Genomic DNA, 16,842 nt, shown 5'->3' with positions numbered 1-16,842 from the left:
CGCGACAGTTCGTCGCTCCTTCGGGTGGCGACTGCCTCCTCCCGGGGGAACGACGCGTCCGCGCTTGCCGGTTCGTTGCCAAGATGGCCAGCACGGACGCGCCGCCCCGGGCGCGCCGGACGACAGCGCCTCCGGACGCCGTGCCGGCAGTCCGGGAGCCGGCGACGGAACGGAGCAGCACCGGTGATTGCGAACACGGAGCCCGGACAGACAGAGCTTCGCTATGTGATGCGCAAACTCCCCGAGGTGACGGCTCTGTTCTGGGTGCTCAAGACGGTCGCCGTGACGCTGGGAGAGACCCTGGGCGACCTGCTCGGTATCACCTTCAAGCTCGGTTACGCCGCCACCGCCGCGCTGTTCGTGCTCTTCTTCGCCGTCGTGGTGGTGGCCCAGGTCCGCGCGGGACGCTTCCGGCCCGGCCTGTACTGGTCCGTCGTCCTGGGCACGAGCCTGGTCGGGACGGAGGTCTCCGACTTCCTGAACCGCGGCTTCGGCCACGGCAGCGCCCAGGGCGGAGTCGGATACGCGTGGGGCGCGGTCATCCTCACTGCCCTGCTCGCGGTCGTCTTCCTGGCCTGGTGGGCCACCGGGCAGACCTACGACGTGGAGAACATCTCCAGCCGCACCGGAGAGATGCTCTACTGGACCGCCATCCTCGTCTCCAACACGCTCGGCACGTCCAGCGGAGACTGGCTTGCCGACGACACCGGACTCGGCTTCCGCGGCGCGTTCCTCTGCATCGCGGCCATCCTGCTGGTTCTTCTCGCCGCGCACTACCTGACCGCGGTCAACAGCACCCTGCTGTTCTGGCCGGCGTTCGTCCTGACGCGTCCGCTCGGCGCCGCGGGCGGGGACTGGTTGACGAAACCGGTCGGCCAGGGTGGTCTCGGGTGGGGGACCCAGGGCGGCACGGCCGTCCTGCTGGCTCTCCTCGCTGTTCTGACCGCCTATCAGGGCCGACGCGTACGCCACTCTCCCCCGGCGCCGCTGCTCGTCCCGGTGAACCAGCGGACCGGCCGTCCCCAACTCCCCAACGGCGCACCGGCCGCAGCACCGGCGACCCGCCTCTCCGCCCAGTCCCCCGCGTAGGCCGGACGGGCGGAGGCCGACCGGGCCCCAGACGGCGGGCCCGGCTCCGACGCGGCGAGCGGGCGCGAGCGCGGGACGGGGGAACCGTCACGGTCACCCCGCCCCGCACGCTCGCCGCCGGAGGCGCTCGGCGGTCAGCTACCGACGAGCATCTGCCAGGTCTCCGGTCCCACCTGACCGTCCACGCCCAGACCATGAGCGGACTGGAACGCCCGGGCCGCGCTGTCCGTGCCCGAGCCGAAGCTGCCGTCGACGGCGAGGCCGTAGCCGAACTTGTTCAGCTCCACCTGGGCAGCCCGGACGTCGTCCCCGCTCGAACCCTCCTGCACCTGGACGATCAGCGCCGACCAGGTCTGCGGGCCGATCTGACCGTCCACGCCGAGGCCGTGCGCCGACTGGAAGCTCTCGGTCGCGGACAGGGTGGCCGGCCCGAACTGGCCGTCGGCGGTGATCGAGGATCCGTGGTAGCGCAGCAGGTACTGCGCCGCCTGCACGTTGTTCCCGGTGTCGCCGTCGATGACGTTCGGCCAGGGCGGCGCGACGGTGCCGCCGCCGGAGGCGCCGCTCCCGGTGCCGACGAGCATCTGCCAGGTCTGCGGTCCCACCTGGCCGTCCACGCCCAGGCCGTGCGCGGACTGGAACGCCCGGGCGGCACTGTCGGTACCCGAGCCGAAGCTGCCGTCGACAGTGAGCCCGTAGCCGAACCGGTTGAGCTCCACCTGGGCGGCCCGGACGTCGTCGCCGCTCGAACCCTCCTGGACCTGCACGATCAGCGCCGACCACGTCTGCGGGCCGATCTGGCCGTCCACGCTGAGGCCGTGCGCCGACTGGAAGCTCTCGGTCGCGGAAAGGGTGGCCGGCCCGAACTGGCCGTCGGCGGTGATCGATGCGCCGTGGTAGCGCAGCAGGTACTGCGCCGCCTGCACGCTGGGCCCCGTCATCCCGTCGGTGATGTTCGGCCAGGAGGGCAGGATGACACCGCCGCCACCGCCGCCGCCCTTGCCGCCCCACTGCCCGAAGTCGGCGGCCATCGCCTGGTCGAGGTCCGCGTCGTGCCCGGCGACGGTGATGTCGTTCTGGACCTGCCGCAGCTGCGCGCGGCCGTCCCAGTTCCCGCCGGACCACGCGTACGTCTGCCAACCCCAGGCTATCTTCCCGCTGTTGAAGAGTTCCTGGATCACGTAGTAGCCGGCGTACGCACCGGTCCGGGACCGACCGATCACCGAGGCGACGCCGTCGAAGTAGGAGCCCAGCGCGGAGTACATCGAGGGCTGAAGGTCGAAGTCGATGCTGAAGTAGATCGGCCGCGTCGACGGCATCCCGTTGGCCAGCGCCTGCCGCTGCGCCTCGGTGGCGTGCCCGGCCCCCTGGGAGTAGGGGTCGGCGGGGACGCCGCTCTGCCAGGACTGCAGCCCGTCGGACTCCCAGTTGGAGACGATGCCCAGTCCTGCGGCGGTCAGAGCCTGCGCCTCGGACAGGGTGAGCACCTTCGGGTTCGGCAGCCAGCTGAGGTATCGGCACACGAAGCCGTAGCCCGCCGCGGCGACCGAACCGGCGGTCAGCGACGCGTCGGAGTAGTCGATCCCGTAGTCGGTCGTCGTGGACGCGGTGGCCGCGGACGCCGACTTGGCGAATCCGACGCTGGTCGCGGTGGCCACCACGGCGCCGCCAGCGAGGGTCAGCAGCCTGCGTCGAGACAATCGAGGGCCGTGGCCCTGGTCAAACAGGTTCATGACACATTCCAACCTTGACGTCTGGTTGCGGTGAGCAACGCGGGAGCCGCTCGGCGACGCGGCATTCGAGCCCTGCCGGAGCCAACTGTCCAGCGCTTGGGCGGTGCAGTCGGAAGCAGCGCTGCAGGTGATCTTTCGGCCCTGGTCCGGCTTGTGTCCACAGCGAAAGGGGATCTGATGGGATTGCGGGACGGCACCGGCGCTGAGCTGCTGGGCTCGGCAGCAGCGTGACGATTGCGCGGGACAGCATGGGCACAGCGGCCGAACAGGCGTCGGCTGGGTGGGTGTCGGTCCAGGCTTCGGCTGCGGAGCGCGCTGATGCGGCGGATGCGGCGGAAAGCCGCCCAGGGCTTGCATGCTGACGCAGCGTCACGTCATGCTCGGATCGCGGCGTCGGGCCGACGACACGGCACCTTTGAACGCCGGCTCGCAGCAGGGGGGCACTATCGTCGCCCGCCGCGTCCGCCCACGGGGTGCCGCCGACGGCGGCGGGTCACCGCACTAGGCGCAGACAGCCCCCGTCGGCACAGCCCGTAAGCCCACCCCGGTCAGCCGAGGCAAACAAGTCCCAGCACGCAGATGGTCGGCGGGTTCGTGGAGCTCGTGGCGGGCGGAGTCGCGCCGGAGCTCGGCGGCGGGGTGGCCGTCGTGGGCGCCGAGGTCGGCGCGGCAGGGGTGGTGGGAGCGGCACCGGTGGTGGGCACGGCGGCGGGGGTGGTGCGCGGCGCGGCCGAACGGACCGAGACCTGCCGGGTGCTGGCCTGAGTGCGCGCCGGGGAGACGGTCTGCGTCATCGGGGCCGCAGTGGGCAGGGCGGGGGCCGCTGACTGCGTGTTCGAGGCAGCCGGCGTGGAGGCGGGCGCCGACGGGTGCGGCGTCGTGGCGGCCACCGGCTGAGTCGGCGCGGCGCTGGGGACACCCGTGGGGTTGCTGAGCTGGATTCCTGCCTGGGGCGCGGTGGCCGCGCTCGCATCCGCGGGCTTGGCGGTCGCACCGCCAGGCAGCGCCGCGATCGACAGACCTCCGCCGAAGACGGCGAAGACCGCCGCTGTGGCGGCCCTGCGCTTGTGCTTCTTCAACCGCGCCAGCTGCCGTCTCCGCGCGGCGCGTCCACCGACGGCCACTGCGGCCACCGGCACCGACTCCTCGGGTATCGCGTTCGTCGGCTCGGCGTTCCGTGCGGAGTAGGAGTCCGTCAGCAGGTAGGTGCCGCAACCCGGGCACGACAGTGCCCCGTTGACGTGCCGACGGCACGACGCGCAGTAATCCACGAGCGGCATCCAGGGTTCTCGAACGGAATCTTGTCCTGGCATACGGTATGCGCCCGCGACGAAGACAGCGTGGGGGGCTTGTGAGGCAATTGGAGAGATCGGTTTCGGTGGCGGCGCGCCGGACAGACCGTCGCCCGAACCCCGTCTCGTCGTCAGCAGCGGGCCGCGCCCGGTTGCCCGTGCGCGGCCCGCTCTGGGTTCCACGTCAGTTCTTCGTCAGTTCTTCGTCGGTGCTACGTCAGTCCCCGAGGTCGTTCAGGAACTGGTTGGTGTACTCCAGCGGCGTGGTGCTGGAGACGGAGTTGCAGGTGGGCGACGCGTACGTGTCGGAGCAGGGCGTGTCCCGGTCCAGCGACCAGAAGTGCAGCCCGGCAAGGCCGTTGCTGACCGCGTACGACGTCAGCGTGTCCACGTCCGCGGTGGTGAAGGTCTCGCTGGTGGCGTCGTTCATGCCGATCATCGGCGTCACGGCGATCTTGCTCGCCGGGATTCCGTAGGTGTGCTCGAGGTTCTGCACCGCCTGGATCGCCGACTGGGCCATCTCGCAGCTGCCGTTGGAGACGACGCACACGCTGCTGGACGCGTTGCCGTAGTCCATGGTCATCAGGTTGATGACGTAGTTGTTCAGGCCGGAGCCCTTCACCGCCTGGACGACCTCGTTGCCGAGCGAGTTCACTCCGCCGTAGCTGCCGTCGGACGCACCCAGCGTGGCGAGCGTGAAGGAGAACTGCACGTTCGGGTACTGCGCCTGCGCACCCGCCGCTGCGGCGACCAGGTTCTGGATGTCCGACTGGCTCTGGCCGCCCTCGATGTCGAAGTCGATGCCGACCAGGTTCGGGCTGGCGTAGCGGGCGATGAACGACTCCATGCCCGCCGTCGAGTCGCAGGTGAAGGTTCCGGCGGCACCGCCGGTCGACACGACGTAGTTCAGGTTGGCGGCGTGGAGTTGGGGCACGTTCTCGGCGGCCCAGTTGGCACCCGAGACACCTCCCCAGGTCTCGCTGCCACAGGAGCCGGTGGCGAACGCGAGCGAGATCGCGGGCAGCTTCGGGACGTACTGCGACACCAGGCTCCCGGAACCCACGACCGGCAGAGCCGACCCGGTCACGGCCGACTGCATCTGGTAGGTGTTCCAGTTCATGTTGATGGTGACGTCTTTGTACGGGCTGAAGAGCAGGCCGCTCACCGAACCTGTTCCGCCTCCGGTCCCTCCCCCGGTGGTTCCCCCGGTGGTGCCGCCTCCCCCTGACGATCCGCCGGAACACGCACCGTCGGAGGTCCAGGGCTGTCCGGAACCGCTTCCGCCGTTGCTGGTCGCCGGGTCGTTGCCCTGCGTCCAGTAGTTGGCGGTGTACTCGATCCCGTTCTCACTGGCCTGCTGTCCGGCGGTGTAGACGGTGCCCGAACTCCACGCCGCAGAGCACGTGGTGGCCGCCAGCGCGGCGGGCGCCGAGCCCACCGCGAGGACCGACCCCCCGACTGCCAGCCCGACCGCCGAGCCGACCGTGAGTGCCGTGCGAAGAATCCGTCTTTCGACCCGCATGAACCCTCCAAGGGGGAGAGAAGCTGTGGCGACTGCACACCTCGCTCAGCCCGGCGGACCGGCAAGGTGACCACTTTTTACGTGCGCGACAGGTATTGGTCAAGACCATTCGCACAGACTGGTACAGACCAATTTGCACGTGCGGCGGAAGGGAGTTGGGCAGGGAAATCCACTTGAAGGAGTGCCAGGAGGTCGTGGGAGGCTCGTGCGGTGATCGTTGATCTGGCTCCTCGATTCCTGACGTGGGACGAAGTGGACCCTGCTCGTCATCCCTTCGACCCGCTGTCGGCAGCTCAGGTGGTGGACTCCCTCGGGCCGGCCCGAGGTGTGCCTCGCCGCCCTGAGGTCTCCGCCGCCGACCCGGCGATGAGCGACTGGAGCCACGGCGAGGGCAAGCGTTGGGCCGACGCCATGTCGTACGCCCTCGTCGAGCGCTACGGCCGATGGGCCTTGGGCTGGCGCTGGGCGCTCGATGAGGGCGACTTCGACGGCGGGCCGGTCGGTAGCTGGTGCTGCCCTCGGGACTCGATCACCACCCCGGAGGAGACGCTCGCCCGTGTCGTTGCGGCGCTGTGCGAGTGGCGCGGGTGGCTGGAGAGCCTCGGGGGCTGGTTCGTGGCGTATCCGCTGGATCCGGCTCTTCTCGCGGACCAGCGGATCCTGTGGGAGCACGCCGCCCGGAACTTGATCCTTCAGGTGGCCGACCGCACCGGCTGCGGCAGCGGCTGGTACGGACACTGCCGTCAGGTGCTCACCTGGTTCCTCCACGCCGGGCATGTCACGGCCGACGACGCACGGGACCTGGTCGACCAGGCGATCGGCGGGCGGTTCCACAGCTGGACCAGCCCCGACACAGTGCTGGTCGACGACATCGCGGAACGTCTCGCGCTGTCACTGCAACCGAACGACACCCCAGAGCCCTCCGAAGCCACATCGGATCACCTGCAGAGTTGGCTTGCAGTGCGTCAGTCCGTCCCCTGGCCAGCGGCGTCGGACGGCAACGGGGAGGGGCCGGTCACCCCCTCCCACGATGGTGCGGTCGAGGACATCCGTGCCTTCGACGCCGCCGTGGACCCGGCCCGCGCCGAGGGCCTGCTCGCCGCCCTGGAGGTGGTCCGGGCCGACGCTTCGCGCGGTGCCTCGCTCAACTTCGGGCTGCTGCAAAGCTGGCAGCAGCACGTCCTGGCGGCACCGCAGCCACCTCCGTTCCGCAGCGCGGTGGCTTTCGCGAAGGGAGGCCGGGAACGATACGGCCTCAACTCCGACACCCGCACCCGCTTTGATGCCTGCCTGTCCGAAAGCGCGAACGAGGGCGAGGGCGAGTTGCCCGTCGCCCTGACCGCCCGCGCGGCACGCGCCTACCTCGATGTCTGCTTCTTCCACCCCTTCGACGACGGCAACGCCCGAGCCGCCTTCCTCACCCTCGTCTACGTACTCGCCCGCGAGGGCGTCGCCCTCGACGACGTCCAACTGCTGCGACGCGTCAGCTTCCAGGCCGAGGACCCTCAGGACCCGCTGGTCCTCGCCAGGTACGTCGACCTCCACCTCAGCCAGACCCGGCGCAACGCCACGGCCTCCGCCGGCCACACACCGAGCTGAGCGCGTTCGGGGCCAAGGACCCGCTGTCCTGCTGATGGCTGCGAGCGAAACTGGCTGATAGCGAGTCGATGAGAATGCGACATCTACGCCGCGACGACCCCCTACTCGGGGACCATCACAGCATCACCAGGGAGGTACTCCCCTGCCCAAAGCCGATCCACAGACCCCGAGCACTGATCGAGGGCGCGTAGCGCGAGCCACAGATCGTGGACAGCGCTCGGAGACCGCAGCAACGAGCGTTGGAGCAGTGCTTCACTGCGTGTCAGACGCTTGCGCACGGCGGACATCGAGACGGACAGCGCGGTCGCGGTGGAGCCGATGCGTGCGTCCAGGCGGAGCCAGGTGGCGAGGGTCTCCCCGACGCATTCCGGGACGTCGGGCGCGGTGACCGGACGGAGCTGTTCCTGGGCCCACGCCCTGACGCGAGGCTGGAGCAGCAGCTCGTCCAAGGTGGGCGACGCCGCCTCTGCGGCACCGTCCTCCGGCGGAGCCAGGGCCTTGGTGGCGGCGGCGGTGCGCAGGGCGAGCGCGAGGGCGGCTTGGTCGGCGAGCCGATGGAGGTTCAGGCCGAGGAGTTCCTGAATGAGTGTCAGGCGCGCGCTCAGCGTGTTGCGGTGGATCTTCAGGTGCGCCGTCGCGCTGGAGCGGAAGCTGAGCCATGACGCGGCGGTGGCCAGCAGTTCCGTGCTGTCGGGGTCCTGGGGCCGTCCGGGGCGGTGGGCGTAGAGCGGCGCGAGGAAGGTTGCCGACCAGACCGCCGCCGTAGGACCGACGGCCAGTGCCAGGTCGGGGTTGGCCGCGAACGAGGCCTGCCGTTCGAGACCCGCGCGGGCGGCGGCGAGGGCGTGGAACGCCTGGGCGTAGCCGGTGGCGGTTTCCCGCAGCGGCACGGCGTTGCTCTCCCCGATCCAGCAGGTGGACGCCAGACGGGGTGGCCACACCCGCATCGGAGCGCTGTCGCCCGGCTCGAGCATGAAGAGGTGGTCGACGTAGACCGGGCACTGCACGATCCACACGTCGTCGTCGGTCACCTCGCCCAGTTCCTCGGCCAGTTGGCTCCGGGCCTGCGGCGGGCCCTCGATGACGTACACCCTCACCGTCGCGGGCAGAGCGGGGCCCAGGGCCCCCGCGACCTGACGCGCGGCCGACGTATGGCCGTTCAACAGCAAGTGCATGACCGCTTCGCGCGTTCCGGCTTCGGCGACGGTCAGTCGACGCTGCTGGCGGCCGACGTGTTCCGCCAGCCAGCTCAGGCTCAGCACCGAGGTGGCATCCGCGAGCAGGAGCGGCAGTTCAGGCGGCGTCGGCCGGGGAGCCACGGCGGCGAGAAACGGTGCGGCCGCGCCCCGCGATCCGTCGAGGGGAAGGACGATGCACGTCAACCCGTCCTGATCGATGGCCACCGACCCCCGCCGTCGCTCGGCGGCCAACTCTCGTGAACCGCGCTGCGCGAGACGACGCTCGGCGTCGCTGAGCGGACCCTGCGGCTGGTGCGCCGGGGTGCCCGCGGAGGTCATCAGCAGGACCTTGGCGCCGGTGCGGCGGGCCAACCAGCGAAGCACCGGCTCGGTGCCTCCCTTCCGGGCGGCCCGCTGCATCTCCAGCACGTCGTCGGCCCGCCGGATCCGTCCGAGAGCGACCGCGTCCGCAGCCGGCTCACCGTGCATGTCGCCCCCCAGAGACAACCGGAAATCGGTTCGCCCGCAGGGTATAACCAGGTCCGCCCAGCGGCACAACAGAGCCGCTGAGCGGACGGGCGGCTCAGGACCGACGGGCCTGCACCGACCAGACGTCGCGCAGGTAGAGCACCACCGCGCAGACGACGACCCAGACCGTCAGGACCGTGATGCCGACGGCGAGCCCGTCGTGGTCGAAGTACGCGAGCCCCTGGATGGTCCGGACGCCGACACCGACCGGCAGGATCGCGTGCAACGGGTACAGCCAGCCCGGCAGGTAGTCGGCCGGCAGGATGCCGCCGCTGCTGGCGTTGCCGAGGATCAGCAGCACGACGGAGCTCAGGCTCACTCCTGCCGGGCCGAGCAGGCGCATCAGCGCCATGGTCGCGCCGCCTGCGGCGATCGCCATCAGCGCGACCACGCCGGCGATGCCGACGAACGGACCGGGCAGCGCGTGGAAGGCATGCCCCGCGACGACGGCGACCATCACCCCGCCGAGCGCCCCGAAGGTCAGCAGACTGAGCATCCGCCAGCGGTACTCCAGCCGCGGCGCCAGCTGATACGTCGTCGTGCCGAACATGAAGCCGGCGAGGATCACGCCGAAGGCCGCGTAGAACACGGACAGGCCGCGGGTGTCGCCGGACGAGGAGGGCAGGACGTCCTGGGCGGTGAGCTGCTGCCCGCCCGCCTTGGCCACCGCTCCGAACGCGCCGGTGACCGTCGCGGTCACACCCGTGCCGTTGGCGCCCGCGTACAGCAGTTCGGGGGTGGCGCCGGTGGTGATGTAGGCGGCGTACACGTCGCGGTGGGCGAGTGCCGCGCGGGCGCCCGCCTGGTCCGGGTAGCCCTGGACGTCGAAGCCACCGGGCTGCGCCGTGTCCAGCGCGGACTCGACCTGGCCGAGAGCCTGGGAGGAGCCGACAACGGCCACCGGCAGGCGGTGCGGCTGGGGCGCGTGGAAGGCGGCGAGGTAGACGCTGACGAATATCGAGCCGATGACCAGCACGATCAGCGCCGGAAGCAGGACCCCCTTCGCGCCGGCGGAGCCCGGTTCGCGCGGGGCGGCGTCGATGGCGTGGGCACGGTGGCGGCGCGGTGCGCCCTCGGCGTGCTGCGGTTCCGGGGCGTACTCGGCGTATCCGACGTACTCCGCGTACTCAGGGTGATCGGCGTGCTCGGAGTGATCGGCGTACGCGGGGTGACCGGGGTACTGCGCTGGGTGCTGCGCGTGTTCGGAACGCAGGTCCGACTCGGCGGGCGACACAGGAGACACGGCAGGCAGCCCTCTCAGATAATATAAGGTTCCTGATAATACGATCCCACGTTATCAGGTTCCTTACATTCCCGAGAGGAGAGTCCCGCCGGTGATCTACGACCCGTCCACCCGCACCGGGTACCTGGCCTGGCAGTTCGGGCAGGCCACCGCCCAGCGGCTGGAACGCGCGCTGCGACCGCTCGACCTCAACCTGGCCCAACTGCGGTCACTGGTGCAGGTGGCGCTGACGCCCGGCATCTCCAGCGCCGAGATCGCCCGCCGGTCCGGGCTCACCGCGCAGTCCATGGGCGCGGCGGTGAACGCCCTCGTCTCCCGCGGGCTGATCGAGCGCGGGCCGCATCCGACCAACCGCCGCGTCCTCGAACTGCGGGCCACCGATGCCGGCCGCGCACTCGCCGCCCACGCCCAGCGCGTGGTCGACGACGTCCAGCGGGAGATGTTCGAGGTCCTCTCGGCCGACGAGCAGAAGACTGTGCACGCGCTGCTGCAACGCCTGGTCGAGCACTCCTTCCCCGAGTCGCTGCACCTCGCCGACCCTCAGGACGGCGGGTGACGGGCCCTTCGGGGGAATCGCAGAGCCGGACCGCTCCCGTGTGTCGGAAACGGCCCGGCCTGCTGGGCTGAGCGCGGCGAGGGCGGCGGCTCAGATGTGGCGCATGGCGTAGATCGTGCCGATCGTCGTGATGGATTCGAAGCGGACGACCGCGCCGGTGTGCGGCGCGTGCAGGATGATGCCGTTGCCCGCCCACATGCCCACGTGCTCGCCGCCGTTGAAGAAGACCAGGTCGCCGACGCGCAGGTCGGCGACGGAGGCCACGGGGGTGCCGTCGTTCAGCTGGGCGTAGGTGTCGGGACCGAGCTGGTAGCCGGCCTGGGCGTAGGCCCACATCATCAGGCCGGAGCAGTCGAACTCGGACGGCCCCTTGTAGCCGAAGTGGTAGGGGTCGCCGATCCGGGTCTTCGCCGCGGCGAAAGCCGCCGCCTCGACGGAGTCTCCGGCCGCGCCGCCGTAGTTCAGGCCGGAGCCGGTACCACCGATGAAGGAGGCGCGCTGAACACGTGTCATCGAGGAGAGCAGCTTCTGCGTCTGCTCGACCTTCGCCGCTGCCGTCGCCTTGGCCGCGGCGGCCTTCGTGATGACCCCCTGCAGGGCCTTGAGCTCCTGCTCCGCCTCCGCCTTCTGCCGCGCGAGCGTGGTCTCCACCGACTGAAGGAGGGTCAGCTGTGTGGCCTCGCTCGCGGTCACCTGGTCCATCGAGGAGGCCTTCTGCAGGAACTCCCCGGGGTCGCTGGTGAGCAACAGCTGCACCGTCGGGTCCACCGCGCCCGAAGCGTACTGGCTCTGGGCGATCTCGCCGATGCTGTCCAGCAGGACGTTCGCCTTGGCCTGCTCCCGCGCGATCTCGTCCTGCGCGATCAAGACCTTCTGCTGGAGCTGCTGCTCCTGGTCCTGTGCCTGGTTGTAGGCCTGGTCCGCCTGGTCGGCCTGGCTGTTCAACTGGTCGAGCTGCGACTTCAGTTGGGAGGTGGTGGGGGCCGGGGCCGCCTGCGCCGACTGGGTGGCGAGGCCGACGGTGGCGGCCGCCACGACGGTGAGCGCGGATATTCGGGTCCGGGTGCGACCGGTCGTCGCGGGACGGCGATGGGACGCCATCTGGCGGGCTCCTTCTTCCTGACCGTCTACCGGGTGAGCTGACGGGTTCGGGCCGGAAGTCACGCCCTACGACATCTCACGGCCGCCGCGCGTACGGGCACGCGCCGCAACCGCCCTGATGCCGATTCACCCCGGGGAGGTGGGTCCCCGGCTCCGCCTCGTCCTCCGCGCGCACACCGCGCGACCTGCGCGGATCGTCCCGAAGTCCAAGGCAGACTCGACGGGAACCGTTGTGGACGTCCGGTCGGACGATCGAGTGCACAACGGTTCGGAGCTGAACCATAGATGCCGGATCGTGACCGAATCAACCGTCAAAATAATCGAATTCAACGGGAACCTTCGGCCGGGTGCCGGACACATACAGTGCATGGAACTGAACGACGCGGGCCCCACCGCACCCACGGGAGGGATATCCGACCGGGAGTTGTGGGCACGGGCGGTCGACGGCGACCGGGAGGCGTTCGGCCGGATCTTCGACCGTCATGCGAAGACCGTCTACAACCACCTGTTCCGGCGGACGGCCGACTGGGCCGAGGCCGAGGACCTCACCGCGACCGTGTTCCTGCATGCCTGGCGTCGTCGCTCGGAGACCGTCCTGGACCGCGACTCGGCCCTGCCGTGGCTGCTCGGCATCGCCGATCGCCTGCTGTCGAACACCAGGCGCCGGCTGCGGCGGGCGGAGGCGCTGTTCCACCGGCTCGTCTCGCACGACGAGCCGGTGGCCGACCACGCGGACCGCGTCGCGGGCCAGGTCGACGACGCGCGCCGGATGTCGCAGATCCACCGGGCGCTGGCCCGGCTCCCGCGCCACGAACGCGAGGTCGTCGAACTGTGCATGTGGTCGGGCCTGGACCAGCAGGCGGCCGCGGCGGCGCTGGGCGTCGCGGTGGGAACCGTGAAGTCCAGACTGCACCGAGCACGACGCAGGTTGGGGGCCGACCTCGCCGGCGGATCGACCGTGCCGATGCCGTCCAGTTCGAACAACCCCGTCACCGCGGAGGAGGCCGCCAGATGAACGACACCCAAGGTGTTCCCGTGCCTCCCCCCGATCGTGATCTGCCCGACCACCGGCGGATCCGAGAGGACCTGCTGACGAGGATCGATCCACAGGACCGGCGTGCCTCGCTGCCACACAGGTGGGGGGTGCCGTTGGGCGTCGCGGCCGGGGTCGCGGCGGTGAGCTTCGCGGCCGTGGCCGTCTTCGGCGGCTCGGGGACCGCCAAGCCGACGCTGACCGCCTCCGCGCTGAGCGGCGGAAGCCCGACGAGCGCTGCCACGTCCCCGCGTCCGAACGCGACAGGGGTCTCGCCGTCGGCCAGGGCCTCGGCCTCCCCCACGGCCGCGTTCACGGTCACCAGTACGACCACGACCCCGATCGACACCCGGGACACCGCCCGGATCCTGGCCTCCTGCCTGGGATCTGACGCCCCGAACTACCACGCGGTGATCGCCGTCCGCGCCCCTGCCGCCACGCAGGACTGGGACGGCGCGGTCGTCGCCGTCGACTCCTCCGGCCAGTACGTGCAGTGCGAGGCCAAGGGCGACCGCGGCACCAGCCAGGACGTCCCGGCGACGTTCATCAACAACCGTATGTGGGGCACCGGTCACCTCGTCGAGTACTTCGACTCCGTCGGCGAGCCGGTCGGCCCAGGGCGGTACCTCGCGCTCGGTGCCGGGCACTACACGTCGGACGTCGCCAAGATCACCATCAGCTACGGCAACGACCCGGAGCAGTACCCGGCGCTCATGTCGGGCGGCGCCTTCTTCTACGCGGCGGCCTTCTCCACCGGCAGGAGTTCTGCCGCAGCCCCGTTCGCGGCGACGGTGCCGCCGTACATCCACGCCTTCAACGCAGCCGGCCAGCAGATCTACGACCAGGCGAAGGACCCGCAGTTCACCGGCAACCAGAAGTAGGCTTCGGCCGGACGCCGAACACCTACGGGGCGTGCGGGGCGGATTGCGCGTCCCCTGTCGGCAGTTCCACGGTGATGCGCAGCCCGCCCGCAGGACGCGGGGTGAGGGTGAGGGTGCCGTCGTGCGACTCGGTGATGGTCCGGACGATGGCCAGACCGAGGCCGACCCCGGCGTGGTCGGTGTGGACACGCTCGGTGCCGCGCCGGAACGGCTCGGTGAAGGCCACGGCCTGCTCCGGGGTGACGTGTTCGCCGGTGTTCTCGACGGTCAGCTCGACACGATCGCCGTGGACGCCGTGGACGCCGGTGGTCACCCAGACGCTGCCGCCCGCCGGGAGGTTGTGCACGATCGCGTTGTGCACGAGGTTGACCGTCAACTGCAGCAGTAGCGCGGGCGATCCGCTGGTGGGGGTGATCTCGCCGCTGGTCTCGACAGTGACGCCGCGCTTCTCTGCGAGGGGCAGGAGCGTCTCGGTGGCGTCTTCCGCCAGCAGGGACAGGTCGACGGGCTCTCGGCTGAAGGACCGTTGCTCGGCACGGCTGAGCAGCAGCAGTGCCTCGGTGAGGTCGATCGCGCGGGCGTTGACGGTGTGGAGGCGGTCGACGAGTTCGCCCCTGTCGTGGTCCGGGTCGGAACGGGCCACGTCCAGGAGCGCCTTCGAGATCGCCAACGGGGTGCGCAGTTCGTGCGAGGCGTTGGCGGCGAAGCGCCGCTGCTCGGCGACGTGGGACTCGAGCCGGGCCAGCATCGTGTCGAAGGCGTCGGCGAGTTCGCGGAACTCGTCGTTGCGTCCGGGCAGCCGGATGCGGTGGGAGAGCGATCCGGTCGCGGCCAGGCGGGTGGCGGCCGTGATCCGGCTGACGGGGGCGAGCATGCGACCGGCGAGGAACCACCCTCCCACCAGTCCGAGCACCAGCAGGAAGGCCATCACGACGGCCGCCCTCGGCGCGAAGACGCGCAGGAGTTCGGTCCGGACCGGGAAGACGCCCTGGGTGCCGGTGCCGCCGGTGGAACCGGGGACGATCAACGCCCGCTCGGGGACGTAGCGCAGCAGGAACACCCATACCGCCGCGAGCAGCAGCACCCCGGCCAGCAGGAGGAATCCGGTGTAGCTGAAGGTGAGTCGCAGGCGGACGCTGAGCCCTGGCGCCCTATCCACGCTGTCCACGCTCCCCTCCCCCGCTGCCGCCGGGCTGCGTCGGCGCGTCGATGCGGTAGCCGACGCCGGGCACGGTCGCGACGATCCACGGTTCGCCGAGGCGCTTGCGCAGGGCGGACACGGTGATGCGCACGGCGTTGGTGAAGGGGTCGGCGTTCGCGTCCCACGCGCGTTCCAGAAGTTCCTCGGCGCTGACGACCCCGCCCTCGGCGGCGACGAGGACCTCCAGCACCGCGAACTGCTTGCGGGTGAGCGCGACATAGCGGCCGTCGCGGTAGACCTCGCGGCGGAACGGATCCAGACGCAGACCGGCGATCTCCCGCACCGGTGGTCTGCTGTAGGCGCGCCTGCGGTCGAGTGCGCGGAGCCGGAGCACGAGCTCCTGGAGTTCGAACGGCTTGGTGAGGTAGTCGTCGGCGCCGAGTTCGAACCCGGAAGCCTTGTCGTCGAGCCGGTCCGCCGCGGTGAGCATCAGGATCGGCATGCCGCTGCCGGAGGCGACGATGCGCCGGGCGATCTCGTCCCCGGACGGTCCGGGGATGTCGCGGTCCAGGACCGCGATGTCGTAGCTGTTGACGCTCAGCATCTCCAGCGCGGTGTCGCCGTCCCCAGCGGTGTCGGCCGCGATCGCCTCCAGCCGCAGGCCGTCGCGGACGGCTTCCGCCAGCAGGGGTTCGTCCTCGACGATCAACACACGCATGATCCGATGCTACGAGTGCGGGTATATGCGCGGCGTATCGAAAACCCCATACGCAGCGACAACGCCACGCCGCGTTGGCTGGCAGCATGAACCGCACCCCGCCCTCGGCGCCGACGACGAACGACCCCCGACCCGAGGGCGACGATGCCGCCGGGAGTCGGCGTGCGGGTTTCCGCCAGGCGATCCGCAGCGCGGTGCGCCGGGTGGTCCGCGCCGGCGGACGACCGGACACCTGGAAGCGCGGCCGCGTCCTCACCGTGCTGGCGCTGCTGCTGGGACTGCTCCTGCTGCTGCACGCGCAGATCCCGAACGGGTTCGGGAATCTGGGCAGCCTGGTGGAAAGCGTCCTGCCGTGGTTCGGCCTGTTCGTCCCGGTGCTGCTGATCCTGGCGCTGTGGCGCCGCTCCCCCTCCGCGCTGGTCGCGCTGCTGCTCCCGGTCGTGGCGTGGTTGAGCCTGTTCGGCGGGCTGCTCGGCGACAAGTCCCACGCGGGCGGCGACCTCTTCGTCGCCGAGCAGAACGTCAACGCCGGCAACCCCGACCCGGCCGCCACCGCCCGCGACCTGGCCGCCTCCGGCGCCACACTGCTGGCCCTGGTGGAGCTGACCCCGCAGGCCACGGTGACCTACGAGCGGCAGCTGGCGGCGGCGTATCCGTACCGCACGGTGCTGGGCACGGTCGGCCTGTGGAGCAAGCTGCCACTGTCGGGCTCCGAGGCGATCGACGTCATCGACTACGGACCGCTCGCCGCCAGAAAGCCGGCCGCCGCCAAGGCAGCCCCGAACCGGGCCCTGCGCACCACGGTGACCACCGCCCAGGGGCCGCTGACGGTCTATGTGGCCCACCTGGGGTCCGTGCGGGTCACTCCCCGGACGGGCTTCTGGACCACCTCGCGCAGCGTCGGCGTCCAGGCGCTCGGCAAGGCCATCGCCGCCGATCCAAGTCCGCGGCTGGTCCTGCTCGGCGACCTGAACGGCACCGTCGACGACCGCGAGCTCGGCGGCATCACCTCCCAACTGCGCTCGGCCCAGGTCGTGGCGGGCAACGGCTTCGGCTTCACCTGGCCGGCCTCGTTCCCGATGGTGCGGATCGACCAGATCCTGGTCCGCGGCGTGACCCCGGACAGCTCCTGGGTCCTCCCGGCCACCACCAGCGACCACCTGCCGATCGCGGCCCGGCTGAGCTGGTGAACTGCCTGCGCCGGTCAGGCCTTTGACTCTCATCGGCG

The 16,842-nt window shown here is 70.8% G+C and carries 14 protein-coding genes and 1 riboswitch; of the genes, 6 read left to right on the top strand and 8 right to left on the bottom strand.

Annotated features, from left to right (window positions below):
• Positions 1-183: 183 nt before the first annotated feature.
• Entirely contained in the window at positions 184-1,089 is a 906-nt protein-coding gene (locus I2501_RS32445; protein WP_215910196.1) for a COG4705 family protein, read from the top strand.
• Positions 1,090-1,223: 134 nt separating this feature from the next.
• Here the strand turns inward: I2501_RS32445 and I2501_RS32440 are convergent, their stop codons facing one another.
• From I2501_RS32440 to I2501_RS32430, 3 genes are all read right to left on the bottom strand, one after another.
• Positions 1,224-2,822, bottom strand: coding sequence for a peptidoglycan-binding protein (locus tag I2501_RS32440; RefSeq protein WP_196197899.1), 1,599 nt, complete (start codon positions 2,820-2,822; stop codon positions 1,224-1,226).
• A 548-nt stretch (positions 2,823-3,370) separates the two neighbouring features.
• The gene (locus tag I2501_RS32435; protein ID WP_196197898.1) at positions 3,371-4,102 is read right to left on the bottom strand and encodes a hypothetical protein; all 732 of its coding nucleotides are present in this window, start codon (positions 4,100-4,102) and stop codon (positions 3,371-3,373) included.
• Between the two features lie 229 nt (positions 4,103-4,331).
• Complete coding sequence (locus tag I2501_RS32430) at positions 4,332-5,636, bottom strand: carbohydrate-binding protein (protein WP_196197897.1); 1,305 nt, start codon at positions 5,634-5,636, stop codon at positions 4,332-4,334.
• 327 nt (positions 5,637-5,963) lie between these two features.
• Here I2501_RS32430 and I2501_RS32425 point away from each other — a divergent pair, with 327 nt between their 5' ends.
• On the top strand, positions 5,964-7,235 hold the full coding sequence (locus I2501_RS32425; protein ID WP_328806806.1) for a cell filamentation protein Fic: 1,272 nt from the start codon (positions 5,964-5,966) through the stop codon (positions 7,233-7,235).
• A 101-nt stretch (positions 7,236-7,336) separates the two neighbouring features.
• Here I2501_RS32425 and I2501_RS32420 read toward each other — a convergent pair whose 3' ends face one another.
• Entirely contained in the window at positions 7,337-8,902 is a 1,566-nt protein-coding gene (locus tag I2501_RS32420; protein ID WP_236047711.1) for a helix-turn-helix domain-containing protein, read from the bottom strand.
• 94 nt (positions 8,903-8,996) lie between these two features.
• The gene (locus tag I2501_RS32415) at positions 8,997-10,184 is read right to left on the bottom strand and encodes an SNG1 family protein (protein ID WP_236047709.1); all 1,188 of its coding nucleotides are present in this window, start codon (positions 10,182-10,184) and stop codon (positions 8,997-8,999) included.
• A 91-nt stretch (positions 10,185-10,275) separates the two neighbouring features.
• On the opposite strand from I2501_RS32415, the gene I2501_RS32410 reads away from it, so the two are divergent.
• Positions 10,276-10,740 carry a MarR family winged helix-turn-helix transcriptional regulator gene (locus I2501_RS32410; protein WP_328806805.1) on the top strand — a complete coding sequence of 155 codons (465 nt, stop codon included), beginning with the start codon at positions 10,276-10,278 and terminating at the stop codon, positions 10,738-10,740.
• A gap of 90 nt (positions 10,741-10,830) precedes the next feature.
• Here I2501_RS32410 and I2501_RS32405 read toward each other — a convergent pair whose 3' ends face one another.
• A complete protein-coding gene (locus I2501_RS32405; RefSeq protein ID WP_196197895.1) occupies positions 10,831-11,841 on the bottom strand; it encodes a C40 family peptidase in 1,011 nt (336 codons plus the stop codon).
• Between the two features lie 28 nt (positions 11,842-11,869).
• Positions 11,870-11,993, bottom strand: a riboswitch (cyclic di-AMP (ydaO/yuaA leader).
• Positions 11,994-12,208: 215 nt separating this feature from the next.
• Between I2501_RS32405 and I2501_RS32400 the strand changes: the two genes are divergently transcribed.
• Both I2501_RS32400 and I2501_RS32395 read left to right on the top strand, forming a co-directional pair.
• Positions 12,209-12,856 (top strand): RNA polymerase sigma factor, encoded by a 648-nt coding sequence (locus tag I2501_RS32400; RefSeq protein ID WP_196197894.1) that lies wholly within the window; start codon positions 12,209-12,211, stop codon positions 12,854-12,856.
• Between the two features lie 20 nt (positions 12,857-12,876).
• Complete coding sequence (locus tag I2501_RS32395) at positions 12,877-13,755, top strand: hypothetical protein (protein ID WP_328806804.1); 879 nt, start codon at positions 12,877-12,879, stop codon at positions 13,753-13,755.
• A gap of 22 nt (positions 13,756-13,777) precedes the next feature.
• Here I2501_RS32395 and I2501_RS32390 read toward each other — a convergent pair whose 3' ends face one another.
• Together I2501_RS32390 and I2501_RS32385 are read right to left on the bottom strand one after the other, a co-directional pair.
• Positions 13,778-14,914, bottom strand: a complete 1,137-nt coding sequence (locus tag I2501_RS32390) for a sensor histidine kinase (RefSeq protein ID WP_196198009.1) — start codon at positions 14,912-14,914, stop codon at positions 13,778-13,780.
• Positions 14,907-15,614 (bottom strand): response regulator transcription factor, encoded by a 708-nt coding sequence (locus I2501_RS32385; protein WP_196197893.1) that lies wholly within the window; start codon positions 15,612-15,614, stop codon positions 14,907-14,909. The genes I2501_RS32390 and I2501_RS32385 overlap by 8 nt, the downstream gene beginning before the upstream one ends.
• Before the next feature lie 86 nt (positions 15,615-15,700).
• Here I2501_RS32385 and I2501_RS32380 point away from each other — a divergent pair, with 86 nt between their 5' ends.
• Positions 15,701-16,804 (top strand): endonuclease/exonuclease/phosphatase family protein, encoded by a 1,104-nt coding sequence (locus I2501_RS32380; RefSeq protein ID WP_196197892.1) that lies wholly within the window; start codon positions 15,701-15,703, stop codon positions 16,802-16,804.
• Positions 16,805-16,842: the final 38 nt, after the last annotated feature.

This window comes from Streptacidiphilus fuscans, from assembly GCF_015690355.1.
Lineage (GTDB): Bacteria > Actinomycetota > Actinomycetes > Streptomycetales > Streptomycetaceae > Streptacidiphilus > Streptacidiphilus fuscans.
The sequence above is the reverse complement of the archived record's forward strand: the minus strand, read 5'-3'. Positions and strand labels throughout refer to the sequence as shown.